At 73.5% G+C, this 12,825-nt stretch carries 7 protein-coding genes; 1 reads left to right on the top strand and 6 read right to left on the bottom strand.

What is annotated here, in order from left to right; genetic code table 11:
* Positions 1–153: 153 nt before the first annotated feature.
* The 6 genes from BLA60_RS22130 to BLA60_RS22100 form a co-directional block, all read right to left on the bottom strand.
* The gene (locus tag BLA60_RS22130) at positions 154–2,649 is read right to left on the bottom strand and encodes a S8 family serine peptidase (protein ID WP_162292995.1); all 2,496 of its coding nucleotides are present in this window, start codon (positions 2,647–2,649) and stop codon (positions 154–156) included.
* Between the two features lie 5 nt (positions 2,650–2,654).
* Entirely contained in the window at positions 2,655–3,884 is a 1,230-nt protein-coding gene (locus BLA60_RS22125; protein WP_154814514.1) for a beta propeller repeat protein, read from the bottom strand.
* A 9-nt stretch (positions 3,885–3,893) separates the two neighbouring features.
* The gene (locus tag BLA60_RS22120) at positions 3,894–5,129 is read right to left on the bottom strand and encodes a S8 family serine peptidase (RefSeq protein ID WP_075134870.1); all 1,236 of its coding nucleotides are present in this window, start codon (positions 5,127–5,129) and stop codon (positions 3,894–3,896) included.
* Complete coding sequence (locus BLA60_RS22115) at positions 5,107–7,662, bottom strand: hypothetical protein (RefSeq protein ID WP_154814513.1); 2,556 nt, start codon at positions 7,660–7,662, stop codon at positions 5,107–5,109. The genes BLA60_RS22120 and BLA60_RS22115 overlap by 23 nt, the downstream gene beginning before the upstream one ends.
* Before the next feature lie 178 nt (positions 7,663–7,840).
* Positions 7,841–10,789, bottom strand: a complete 2,949-nt coding sequence (locus tag BLA60_RS22105) for a helix-turn-helix transcriptional regulator (RefSeq protein ID WP_075134867.1) — start codon at positions 10,787–10,789, stop codon at positions 7,841–7,843.
* 90 nt (positions 10,790–10,879) lie between these two features.
* Complete coding sequence (locus BLA60_RS22100; RefSeq protein WP_075134866.1) at positions 10,880–11,845, bottom strand: AraC family transcriptional regulator; 966 nt, start codon at positions 11,843–11,845, stop codon at positions 10,880–10,882.
* A gap of 82 nt (positions 11,846–11,927) precedes the next feature.
* On the opposite strand from BLA60_RS22100, the gene BLA60_RS22095 reads away from it, so the two are divergent.
* Positions 11,928–12,818 carry an NADP-dependent oxidoreductase gene (locus BLA60_RS22095; RefSeq protein WP_075134865.1) on the top strand — a complete coding sequence of 297 codons (891 nt, stop codon included), beginning with the start codon at positions 11,928–11,930 and terminating at the stop codon, positions 12,816–12,818.
* Positions 12,819–12,825: the final 7 nt, after the last annotated feature.

Below are 12,825 nucleotides of genomic sequence, written 5' to 3'. Positions count from 1 at the left end.
CGCCGCGCGACCGTGGGCCGTGGGGCTGGTGGTGGCCGTAACCGTTGCTGAGCATGGTCGCGCCGGACGAAATGAGAATTCCGCCCGATCGTGTCAATGGACCAGGCCGCCCCCGCGCGCGCGGCGGGGGCGGCCTGGGCGTGGGTCAGGACCTCAGCTCACCGGGGTGCAGGTGCGGTTGCCGACGAACACGTCGTCCACCGCCCACCAGCCCGACCACTGGCCCTCATAGTGGAAACGCAGACGCACGTCGCGTTTGCCGGCGGCGTCGGGAAGGCGGACGGCCTGGGAACCCGGGCCGTCCGCGCCGGGGAAGCCGGTGCGCTGCCACACCGTCGTCCACGTCCGGCCGCCGTCGGTGCTCAGGTCGACCGACGCGTCCGAGTTCACGGCCGGGCGCAGGTCGGTGCCGAACTCGACGGCCGCGTCCTGCCGGCCGGTCAGGTTGAACGACGGCGAGGTCAGGTACGTGTCCTGGACCCGCTTCTCACCGAGGTGGTCCGAGTCGACGATGGCGAAACCACCCGCCCCGCCGGTCCTGTTCGTCCGCTTGCCGGGATCGTTGAACACCCAGCCGACGCGACCGTCGAAACCCGGGTACCTCGGGTCGACCGTGGTGGCCCGCCACGACGTGCCCCGGTCGAAGCGTTCCCACTGTCCGTCCCGCTCCACCTCGTAGCCCGGCGCGGTGCAGGCGAACGACACGGACAGGTCCACGTCCCGCACCAGATCCTCGGTGTCGACCGTGATCGTGGCCCGGTACGGCTCGTAGCCGGGCGTCCCGGTGGCGACCGTCATCGTGTACGTGGCGCCGGGGACCACCGCGAGCCGGTACGCGCCGGTCTCCTGGTCGCTGGTCGCCGCTGCCCGGAAGCCGGACTCGTGGGTCACCACCACCTCCGCGCCCAGCGGCCAGCCCTGACCGGAGCCGTCACGCACCACACCGGACACCGCGACCCGCTCCGACGGCGTCAGCGTGACGTCGTGGCGGAAGGTCGTGTCGCGGGCGACGGTCACCGTCCGCGCGTCGCTGCCGTAGCCGAACGGACCGGTCACCGTCATGTCGTAGGAACCAGCCACCAGCTGGAAGGAAAAAGTACCGTCGGCGCGGGTCCTGGCCGACCTGGCCACCGGGCCCTCGGCCCGCACCGCGACGCCGGCCATCGGCTCGCCGGCCTCGTCGCGGACCACACCCTCCAACCGGGACGTTCCGGTCGCCCCGGCGGTGACCAGCGCCAGCGCGTCCAGGCGGCCCTCGCCGAAGACGTTGTTGTACTCCTCGTCCCCGCCGCACTGGCCGTCGTAGGTGTTGATGGCCGTGATGTTGAGCAGCAGGCGGGTCCCGTCGACGTCACCGATCATGTCCGGGTAGGCCGACCACAACAGGGCCACCGCGCCGGCCACGTGCGGCGTGGCCATCGACGTGCCGGAGATCGTGTTGTACGTCCCGCCCGGCCACGCGGACCGGACGTCGGAGCCCGGCGCGGAGATGTTCGGCTTGATCGTGCCGTTCTGCCCCGCGCCCCGCGACGAGAAGCTCGAGATCTGGTTGGCCACGTCGTAGGAGCCGACCGAGTACTCGCTGGTCTGGCTGCCGGGGCTGCCGCTGGTGCGGCAGGACGGCCCGTTGTTGCCGTTGGCGAACACCCCGAACATCCCGGCGTCGGTCCACGCCTGGAGGACCTCCGGCATGAACGGGGAGTCGGTCGGCGAACCCGAGCCCCACGAGTTGTTGATGACGTGCGGGCGTTTCGCCGGGTCCGCCGTCTCCGGGGCGTCGGTCAGGTCGCGGGGCGCGAGGAACCACTCGCCCGAGGCGACGATCGCCGCGTCGCTCGGGCAGCAGCCGTTGGCCTCGATCCACCGTGCGCCCGGCGCGACACCGATCTTGTTGGTGGCGCCGTCGCCGCCGACCATCGTGCCGGTGGTGTGCGTGCCGTGCCCGTCGTTGTCGCACGGCGCGTCGCCCTCGCAGGCGTTGGCGGCGTCGTACCAGTTGTAGTTGTGGTCGAACGTGCCGTTGCCCGTGTTGCCCCGGTACTGGGCGACCAGCGCCGGGTGGTCGTACTGGGCGCCGGTGTCGATGCTCGCCACGGTGATCCCGTCGCCGGTCACCCCGTACTGCTCCCACACGTCGTCGGCGTTGATGTTCGCCACGCCCCACTCGACGTCGTCCACCTCGGCCACGGCCGTGCCGGCGATCGGGTCCGGCGTCTGGTAGGTCCGGGTGGGGATCAGCTGGCGCACGGCCGTGTTCGCCGCCAGCGTCCGTGCCAGCTCGGCGGTGCCGTCCTCGACCAGGATCGCGTTGACGATCCAGTGCGCCCGGTAGTCCACGCCGCGCTCGTCGAGTTGGGCGCGCACGGCGGCCTGGGACCTCTCGGCCGTCGCGGTCAGTCTGGTGTGGACGTACCGGCCGCGCTCACCCCAGTCCTGGATGTCGCGCGCGGCCGAGTTGTCGGCCCGCTCGGTGAAGTGCACCCAGAAGTCCTGGGTGTCCTGCTGGTCGAGGCCGGCGGCCAGCGTCGGCGCGATCTTGCCCGCCCCAGGCGGGGGAGCCGGGGGCGCGGCCGCCGCCAGGGTCGGGGCGAGGACACCCATCAGCAACCCGGTGGTCGCCAGCAGGGCCACTGGTAAACGTTTGCGCACGGTCATCACTTCTTCCCGCAGCTCAGATGGGCGACCTGGGGGGTCACGGTGACCGGGACCAGCCCCTCACCAGCGCCGTCCATGCGCTGGACCGAGGCGCTCACCCAGATGTCGTTCGGGCCGGTGCCGTCGATGTCGGTGGCGATGTAGCGCTGCCGGTACAGCTTGGGGCCGGGCCACTCCGCCCGCTGCCAGCTGGTGCCGTCCCAGTGCAGCAGCGCGTTCGGCGAGCCGTCGGTCGCGACCACCCATGCGTCGTCCTTGGCCGCCGCGTACACGCCGACCACGTTGATCCGCGTGCCGACGCCCGGATCCGGCAGCTGCTGCCACGCGGATCCGTCGTAGCGCATGATCAGCGGTGTGCCGAACACGCCCTCGGCCGCGTTGCGCAGACCGACCGCCCAGACCTGGCCGTCGTCGGTGACGCTCACCGACCTCAGCTGCGCCGGGCGCTGCTCCTTCGGAACCTCCGGGGTGGGGATCGTCGTCCAGGACGTGCCGTCGTAGTGCATCACCAGCGGACGGGCGTCGGTCCAGCTCCCGGTCTCCGGGCTGACCTCGCCGACCGCCCAGATGTCGGTCGGGGACACCGCGGTCACGTCGTGGAGCGCCGTGCCCCGCGCGGTCGACTCAGGGTGGTCGACGATCGTCCACTCGGAACCGTTCCAGTGTTCGATCAGTCCCAGCGGGAAGCCGTCCGCGTCGGAGCGGGTGCCGACCGCCCAGGCGTCGTCGGCGGCCAGCGACACCACCGAGAGCAGGTCGATCTCCAGGTCGGCCACCGGGTCGTCCGGCACGGCCGTCGGTGTCTGTGTCCACCGGCCGTTCTGCCAGTGGGCCACCGTGTCGATACCGCCGGTGAGCCGGGTCGGGTAGTTGAGCAGCAGCCAGCCCTCGTCCGGCGACGCGTAGGACGAGGAGGTCCGCATCCCGTCGATGGTGCGCAGCGGGCCCTGCGGTGGGGCGGCCGTTTCCGTGACCGCGCGCCCGTCCCACCGCATCGTCCAAGCGCTGCCGGTGCTGGCCGTGCCGGCGATCCGGACGTCGCGGGGGGAGATGGCACTGACCGTCTGCCCCTCGACGACGCCGGGCGCCTGCTCCGGAAGCGGCACCAACTGCCACTGGGCCGTACAGGGTCTGGCCTGCGGCGCCGCGGCCGGCGCCGACATCGCGCTGGTGAGCGGGACGACCAGCGCCCCGACCGCCAGCGCGGCCACCAATGTCTTGGTACGCATGAGTTTCTCCTAGAACGCGCCGATGCCGAGGGGGGTGCCGTAGCCGGAGGGCCCGTCGTACCCGCGCCCGGCGGTGCACAGGTAGCTGCCGCCGCACTGGCCGTTCGTGCCGTCGGTGACGTCGTTGAGGTGGCGGGACTGGCGGGCCAGCCGCTGGCGCGGCTCGGGCGAGTCGGTGTTGCTGGCCAGCGCGTAGACCCCGCCGACCAGCGCCGCGGCGATCGGCGTGCCGCCGACCGCGAGCCAGCCGGGATAGCCGTAGCTGGAGTAGAGCGCCACCGGGGTGTCGATGTTCGCGACCGCGGCGACGTCGGTGACCGTGCGCTTGTCCCCGCACAGCCCCTTGGCCTGCGAGGACGGCCGGGGCACGTACACCGAACAGCCCGACCCCGTGGTCGGCATCGCCATCTCGCCCCAGCCACGGGCGTTGGTGTCGCGGTAGAGGGACGTGCCGCCGACCGCGATCACCGTGCCGTAGGCCGCGGGAACCGACTGCGCCCCGGTGTTGCCCAGTCCGAACCCGGCGTCCCCGGCCGGCGCGGTGATCACCGCACCGGGGTGGTCGTAGTGCGCGGCCAGGTCCATCTCGCCCGCGTACTCCCGGGCGCCGAACATCGCCACGATCACGTCGGCGCCCTGGGCGGCGGCCTGGTCGACGGCCGCGCCGAGGTCACCGAAGTCGGCGCTGTCGGCACCGACGAGCAGCAGCCGGCAGTTGGGGCAGGCCGCCGACGCGGTCTGCAACCCGGCGTTGATGCTCAGGCCCCAGCTCGTGTCGCCGGGCGGGGGCTCGTCGCCGCCGCGCTGGTTGACCCGCCGGAAACACGGGAAGGCCTCGGTGCACGCCGGGAGCTGGTTCGCCTCGCGGTAGACCGCCAGGTCCTGCTCGGCGTACGGGTTGTCGTAGGCGGCCACGACGGCGATCGTCTGCCGCCCGCCCAGCCGCTCCGAGGGCAGCTGGTACGCCTGCTGCAGATCGGCGGCGGTGTAGGGGCGCAGGTCCTGCGCCGCCTGGGCGGTGCGGTCCAGGGGGCTGCCGTCGGGGGCGGCGGCGACCGACAGCAGGCAGGCCGCCCGCGTGTCCGGTGCGCACACCGGGTCGATCGCCCGTGGCGTGGCGGTGGTGGCGGCGGTGGTGTCGGCCACCGGTCTGGTCGGCTGGGCCTGCGCCGAGCCGACCACGGCGAGTACCGCCAGGGCCGCCACGGCGACGGCGGCCCGCCTACCCGTGAAGCGCGTACGCATGGATGAGCTCCTGTTCGACAGAGTTTCCGGCGGCGTCCCGGGCGTTGACCCGCAGCGAGACGAACCCGCTGGTCTCACCGAGCGGCGGGTGCTGGACGGGCAGGGCGAACGTGCCGTCGGCGCGGCCGGTCGCCGGTCGCGGGTCGGTCCACGTCGCGCCGTCGTCGTAGGACACCGACACCGTGGCCGACACACCGGTCGGGGCCGGGGCGGCCTGCTGGGCGCTGACCCGCAACGCCACCTCGAACGGCGACCCGGCCGGCGCGGTCAGCGCGGGGGTCAGGTCGAGGTCGTAGTTGAGGAACAGCAACGGAAGCAGCGAACAGTCCCGGCTGGTGTCCGGCCCGCAGAACATGTCCTTCGGGAGGTCGGCGGCCGGGTCGTCACCGCCGGAGCGGAAGGTCCACCGGGTGGTGGTGGAGATCGCCGGGTCGCGGTGCTCGGTCGAGGTCCAGTCCAGCCGGTAGGTCGCGGCCTCGGCCAGCAGCGGCAGGGCCAGACCGTCGGGGGCGACATAGGTGTGGCCCGGCGCGGCCGCGGCCCGGTTGATGGCCAGCTTTCCGTTGCGGTAGAACGACAGCGCCGAAGTGCGGTCCTCGGCCGTGCGGCTGGCGTGCCGTGGGTCGGAGTCGCTGAAGGGTCTGATGTAGACCATGCCGTTGTTGTCCTGGCGGCAGGCCGTGCACACGGTGGCCGTCGGGCTGTCCATCGGAAGGTCCGTGGGGTTGCCGCCGACGAGGCTGATCGAGAAGCCGTTCTCGTACAGGTACGGCGCGATCGGGGACGGGACCAGCGGACCCTTGTGCCACTCCTGGCTGATCTGTTCGCCGGGCCGGACCGACCGGCGCGGGCCGTAGATCCGGATGTACCGCGGTTCCGGGTCGGTCGCCTCCTCGCGGGTGACGGCCTCCTGCCAGAGCGTGAGTTCGGGTGCGCTGCTGTACCAGTGGTCGACGTGCTCACCCGGGTGTACCACCGGCGCCTCGACACCGAGGGTGTGGACGCTCCACGGCAGATAGAGGTCGACGAAGTGGTTGGGCACCGGCTTGTCGGAGTAGATCGTGGTGCGCACGGTGGTCAGGTCCGACTGGCCGACGGAGTTGGTCAGCGAGTCGGGGATCCGCCCCTCGGTGGGGAAGGCGAGCCGGTAGGAGGGCCGCATCGGCGCGGCGGTGTCGGTGGGGTCCTGGGCGTACTGGGTGAGACCGGCGAAGTCGAAGCTGCCCTTGGTCACCGGCCGGGTGGGGGTGGCGGACAGGACATCGTTGTCGTTGAAGTCGTCGCCGGGGAACGACCACATCCGCATGAAGATCATCGACAGCAGGCTGCCGTTGGTCGCCTGCACCCGGCGGTCGCCGCCCCGCTCGCTGGTGCGGGTGAAGGTCATCATGTCCTGGCGGTACTCGGGCGTCTCCAGCGGCGCCTCCAGCGTCGTCTCGAACGGGACCGCCTTGCGGGCGTCGAGGTCGACGGTGGTGTCGGCGGTGACGCTGACCTCAGGCTCGGCGACGAACGCCGACGGCACGCTGTAGTCGCCGATCGGGCCGTCCACGACGGTGGTGGTGATGCTGTAGGTGCCGGTCGGCACGCTGAAGGTGTTCGGGTAGCCGTCACCGACGAGGACGAAGCCCAGCTCCACGCCGTTGGGACTCAGGCCGAGGTCGTCGACGTTCTGCACGAAACCGATGGCGTGGCCCGGTTCGCCGTTGCGGGTGATCGGGTTGAGCGTCAGCGTGCGGTAGGCGGGACCAGCGGCCTCCCCCGAGGCCGGTGCCGAGCCGAGCATGGCCGGTGCCACCGGCAGCTTCTCCGCACCGGACCTCGCCAGCTCGATGCGGGCGATGCCGTCGAGTTTCCCGGCGGGGGCACCGGACTTCTCGGCCCGCTGCCACTGGGTCGTGAGCAGTTCGCCGAGCTGGCTCGCCTGCCCCTTGTCGATCCCGGCGCTGGCCTTCCCACCGGCCGGCGCGGTGGCCGTCACCCCGGGCAGGGTGGTGGCCGTTGGCCGGCTGTAGGTGACCGACACCGGCAGGGTCGCGCTGTGCTCGTCGTCGAGCCCGGCGCGGGCCAGGTAGCTCAGGTTGAACAGGCGAATGTCGATCGTGGACAGGTAGGGGATGGCGACGTTCGGCACGACATAGGTGTCGCCGCCCAGCTGGAGCTGGGTGAACGCCGCCTGCTCCGGCTTCTTCCCCTTGTCGGCCCCGGAGGGCAGGACGGTCACCGCCGGCGGGCTGCCCGGGGTCGTCTCCAGACGCACCCGGTGGCCGGTCACCATGGTCGTCGTCGACCGGGTGGTCACCGCCTGCCCGGCCGCCCCGGTGGCGGTGCCCGGCGCGGCGACCGGGGTGGCGGTGCCCGACGCTCCCGGCCGTGCGGCGACCAGGTCGGGTCCGGCCGCGCCGGCCAGCGCGCTCCGCTGGTCCGAACTGGACTGTGCCACGGCGTTCGGTAGTGCCGACGCGGCAACCGTCAGCACACTGGCGACGGCCACCAACCGCGCGGTGAACCCGCGCAGCCTAAACCGGCTCATACTCATCATCTCCACTGTCGGATTCGCGATCCTGGTCGTCAGTGACCTGCGCCGCGTCAGCGGCGTGCGCGCACTCCTTCGGGTCCTGGGGATCTGGCATGCGGCCATCGTCAGCCGGGCGTGGTGATGCTCGCGACGGGACAGATGTCCCAAAGTCGCGGTGGGTGGCGGCGTAGCGCTACGAATCGGTGCCGTGCAGTCGCAGTGCGACGGCCGTCCGCGAGGTGACCTCCAGCTTGCGCATCACCGACGTCAGGTGACGCGCCACCGTCTTGGGCGAGAGGAACAGCTCCTGCCCGATCTCGCGGTTGGTGCGGCCCTCGGCGACCAGCCGGGCCACCTCCAGCTCCCGGGGCGACAGGGCGTCGCCGTAGCCCCGGCGCCCGCCGTGCCACGGCCGGGCCACGTCGGTGCCGTGCTCGCGCAACAGCTGCGCGATCCGGTCGGCGTCCCGCCGCGCCCCCAGGTCACTGAGCCTCTCGAACGCCCTGGTCAGCAGGGCGACACCGGCCTGCGCCCGCCCGACCCCCAGCAGCAGCACCGCCTGCCGCTCGACCGCCAGTGCCGCCTCGTACGGGCGCGGCAACCCCTCCCAGGCCGCGGCCGCCACCGCGAACGCCTCGATCGCCGTGTCGGTCGCCGTGCCGGTCGCCTCGGCCAGCATCGCGCGGCAGGTCGCCAGCGCGGCGTGCGGCGCGGCCGCCGTGCTGGTGGCCAACCCGTCGGCGAAGGCCGCGACGGCGTCGGCCGCCTCGGCGACCCGGCCGACCCGCACCAGCGCCGCGATCCTCGGCTGCACCAGATCGGTGGCCCACAGCCACAGGCCGGAGCGGACCAGCATGGCGAAAGGCGCCTGGCTGACCTCGATCGCGGTGTCCACGTCCCCACCGGCCAGCGCCGCCCTCGCCAGGCAGCCGGCGGCCCAGGTCGGCAGCTCCTGCTCGCCGCTGGTGGGCGAGGCGTTCAGGACACTGGCGAACTTGTCCATCGCCTGCTCCCACGCGCCGGCCACCATGTCGTGCAGGCCGTCGACGACCTGCAACTCCTGGTTCACCGGATAGGCGACCGCGCGCTGGTCGGCGGCCAGTCGGGCCACCCGTTCCCGCTGGTCCCACCGGCCGAGATGCCAGTGCAGCCGCGCCTGGGAGGCCAGCGCGGCCATGTGCACCCGCTGGTCGTCGTCGGCGGCTGACTGCTCGATGCTCAGCGCCAGCCGCCGCTCCGCCTCGGCGTAGCGGCCCCACAGGGTCGCCGCGTTGCCCAGGTTGGCGTTGGCCCTGGCGATCTCCCGGGTCGGGTTGCGGCCGCTGGTGGTCCACGACTCGTCCGGGCCGGTCCACCGCTCGGGCAGGGCGTCGGCGGTCGCCCAGCCGGACTCGTCACCGAGGAACACCAGCGCCATCGCCCGGTCAGCCTTGAGCGCCAGCCGCAGGGCCGGGTTGGGCACCCGGTCGGCCATCCGCGCCGCGCGGTTGAGCCATTCCAGGTGTTCGGCGACCGGTTTCGGGTTGGCCGCCGGCCAGCCGAGATAGGTCATCGCGTGCGCGGCGTGCGCCGGGTCGTGGTCCAGTCCGGCGATCGCCAGCTCCAGCTCCCGGTGCCCGGTCTGCCAGTCCCCGAGCTGGAGCAGCATCCGGCCGCGCCGCTCCCGGATCTCGGCGGCGTCCTGGGGGGTGAGCCCGGCGCCGCGCAGCACCTCGTCGAGCGTGGCGACCACCGTCGACTGGAGGTCGTCGACGGCCTCGTAGCGGAACAGCGCGGCGTCGCCGAGCTTGCGGGCCAGCCGCGCCACCACCTCCGGCGGCCCGGTGACCGTGCGCACCACGTCGAGCAGCAGCTTCGTGGCGGCCATCCGGTCGCCGGTGTCGACCGCCTGGTCGGCGGCCTGCTCGGCGTACTTCCGCCACCGGCCGGACTCACCGGCGGCGCGGAAGTGCCTGGCCAGCCGGGTCAGCGGCGGCGGGGTACGCGACTCCAGCGCCTGCCCGGCCCGCAGGTGCAGCGCCCGCCGCTGCGGCTCGGGGACGGTCTCGTCGACGGCCTGGCAGTTGAGCACGTGCCGGAACGCCAGATGGCCGTGGTCGTCGTCGTGCAGCCAGCTCGACGCGACGGCCACCGCGACGGCGTCGTCGACCTCGCCGTCGGACAGCCCGCTGACCGCGGTGAGCGTGGCTTGGTCGGCCGGGTCGGCGAGGATCGCCGCCGCCCGCAGCAACTGCTGGACGTGCGGGGCGAGCCGGCCGAGGCGTTCCAGGGCGGCGTCGCGGATGCTGGGCGGCACGTCGATGCCGGTGAGCCGGCGCCGCACCCAGCCGTTCTCCCGGCGGTACAGGTCCGCGCGCGCGTGCATCAGCCGCATCAGCTCCTCGACCGCCAGCGGCACGCCCTCGCTGCGGTCGAACAGGAAGTCGCGGAACAGGTCGGTGACGGGCATGCCGTCGAGCATCGACGAGGCCAGCGACGCGGTCTCCTCCCGGCTGAGGCTGCTCAGGGCGAGCCGCAGCCGGCTGGCCTCCCCGGTCCGCGACGACAGGCGGCGCAGCAGGGAGTCGGCCGGGATCTCCTCCGGACGGTAGGTGACGACCAGCGACCGGTCGCCGTTGGCCCGCGAGGAGGTGTGGAACAGCAGGAACTCCAGGGTGGCGTCGTCGGCCCAGTGCACGTCCTCCACGACCAGCACGCCGACGTCGAGCGCGTTGAGCACCTCGGCGATGGCCCGGAACAGCCGGTGCTGCGCGGAGGTGCTGTCCGGCAGCGGTTCCAGGGCCGGCGGCAGGTCGGCGGCCCACTCCGGCAGCAGCGGGCGCAGCGCACCGGCCAGTGGGGTGAGCGCCAGCCCGGCGACGCCGTCGGTGGCCTCGCGCAGGGCGTCGACGATCGGGGCCAGGCTGAACGGCTCCCGGTAGGGCGGGCACAGCGCGTGCACGACCCGCGTCGAGCCGGCCGGGCGGGACCCGAGGTACTCGCGCACCAGCCGGCTCTTGCCGATCCCCGGCTCGCCCTCGATGAGCACGACGGCGGTCGGCTGGGCGGCGGTGTGGGTCAGCGCGGCCAGTTCCGGTGCGCGGCCGACGAAGGCGGGCCGGGCCATCACGGGCGCGGTGTTGGTCGTGGGGTACGCGCCCATCACCGCATCGCCTCCGAGTCGCCGCCCCGTCCGGAAAAATAGCAGCGCGCATCGTGCCTGGTCGAGGCCTTGTGACGGGGCGCCTGGCGATCATTTCCCGTCGGCGGAGTTCCGGTACCGGCCGGGGGCGGTGCCGTACTGGCGCCGGAACGCGGTGGCGAAGGCGAACTCCGAGTGGTAGCCGACCGCGCGGGCGATGCCGTGCAGCGGGGTGTCGGTGGTGCGCAGCAGGCGGGCGGCGACGGTCATCCGCCACCAGGTCAGGTAGCGCACCGGCGGCTGGCCGGTGAGGTCGGTGAACCGCCGGGCGAACGGGGACCTGGACAGTCCGCCGACCGAGGCGAGGGTCGCGACCGTCCACGGGCGGGCCGGGTCCTGGTGCAGGGCGGTGAGCGCGGCGGCGACGGCCGGGTCGCGCAGGGCCGCGGCCCAGCCGTCGCCGTTGGCCGACAGCCAGGTGCGCAGCGCGTAGTGCAGCAGCGTGTCCAGCAGGGCGGGGATGACGCCGGCCGTGCCGAGCCCGGGGTGGGTGAGTTCGCCGGCCAGCAGCTCCACGGCGGCCCGCAGTTCCGGCCGGCCGTCGCTGCTGATCCGGGCGACCGCCGGCAGGTCGCGCAGCAGCGGGTGGCCGCCGTGGGGCGCGAGTTCGTAGGCGCCGCACAGGGTTTCGGTGATCGTGCCGCTGCCGGTGGGCGTGCCGGTCGCGGTGGTCCCGGGCGTGCGCAGGTCGTCGGCGACGACGGGGAGGTCGGCGGTGCCGAGAGCGTCGACGGTGCCGCGGGTGTCGGGGTTGTCGAGGTTGTCGGCCGCGCTGGCGAGGCTGTCGGCCAGCAGGTGCCCGCCGCCGTGCGGCAGCAGCACCACGTCACCCGACCCGAGCGCGACCGGATCGCCGTCCGGGGGCACGAGCACGCAGTTCCCGCGCAGCACCACCCGGAACGCGACCGCGCCGGCCACCGGCTCGAACCGCAGTGCCCACGGCGCGCCCAGGACGTGCCGGGCCGACACCGGGCGGCCGGTGCGCATCACCGACACCACGTCGCTGAGGACATCCACCGGTCGAGCCTAGGACGATCGCGTAGGTATCGGGGCGATTCACGCATGGTTCGTCCCGACGGCCGCCATTAGCGTTCCTGTCATGAGAGCGGCACGCATCCACGCCTACGGCCCGCCGGACGTCATCCGGCTCGACGACGTCGACCGCCCGGAACCCGGCCCCGGCCAGGTCCTGGTCGAGGTCGCGGCGACGTCGTTCAACCCGACCGAGACGGCCCTGCGCGCGGGCGTGTTGCGCGACCTGCTCGGCCAGGACCCGCCGCTGCCGCTGACCCTCGGCTGGGACGTCGCCGGCACCGTCGTCGCCCGGGGACCCGGCGTCCACACGCCCGACGTCGGCGACCGGGTGATCGGCATGATCGACGCGGCCGCCGCCGAGTTCACCGTCGCCGCCGCCGACGCGCTGGTCCCCGCGCCGGCCTCGCTCGCCCTCGCCGACGCCGCCGCCCTGCCACTCGCCGGAATGACCGCCTGGCAGCTGGTCGAGCGCGCGGCCCTGACCCCCGGCGAACGGGTGCTGGTCAACGGCGCCGGCGGCGGCATCGGCGGCTACGCCGTCCAACTCGCCAGGCGTGCCGGCGCGCACGTGATCGCCACCGCCAGCGCCCGCAGCCGCGCGGCGGTCCTGGCCAACGGCGCCGACGAGATCCTCGACCACACCACCACGGCCCTGGCCGCCGCCGGCCCGGTCGACGTCGTCCTGCACCTGGTCCCCGCCGCCGAGCAGCGGATCGCCGAACTGGTCGCGCTGGCCCGCCGGATCGTCTCGGCGACCAACCCGATCCCCGGCGCGCCGGCGGCGCACGTGGTCACCCGCAACGACCCGAAGCACCTGGCCGCCCTGGCCGACCTCGTCGACCGGCGCGAACTGACCGTCGACGTGTCCGAACGCCACACCATCGCCGACCTGCCGGCCATCCACCGCCGCGGCGAGGCCGGTGACCTGCGCGGCAAGGTCGTGCTGCGACCGTGAGTCCGCG

This window comes from Actinophytocola xinjiangensis (assembly GCF_001921215.1).
GTDB classification, from domain to species: Bacteria; Actinomycetota; Actinomycetes; order Mycobacteriales; family Pseudonocardiaceae; genus Actinophytocola; species Actinophytocola xinjiangensis.
This window is presented reverse-complemented; position numbering and strand designations above follow the sequence as displayed.

What these genes read in the sequence shown, in the direction of transcription:
- BLA60_RS22095 (WP_075134865.1), top strand. Translation starts at nt 11,928, where the DNA reads ATGAGAGCGGCACGCATCCACGCCTACGGCCCGCCGGACGTCATCCGG.
- BLA60_RS22125 (WP_154814514.1), bottom strand. Translation starts at nt 3,884, where the DNA reads ATGCGTACCAAGACATTGGTGGCCGCGCTGGCGGTCGGGGCGCTGGTC.
- BLA60_RS22115 (WP_154814513.1), bottom strand. Translation starts at nt 7,662, where the DNA reads ATGAGCCGGTTTAGGCTGCGCGGGTTCACCGCGCGGTTGGTGGCCGTC.
- BLA60_RS22105 (WP_075134867.1), bottom strand. Translation starts at nt 10,789, where the DNA reads ATGGGCGCGTACCCCACGACCAACACCGCGCCCGTGATGGCCCGGCCC.
- BLA60_RS22120 (WP_075134870.1), bottom strand. Translation starts at nt 5,129, where the DNA reads ATGCGTACGCGCTTCACGGGTAGGCGGGCCGCCGTCGCCGTGGCGGCC.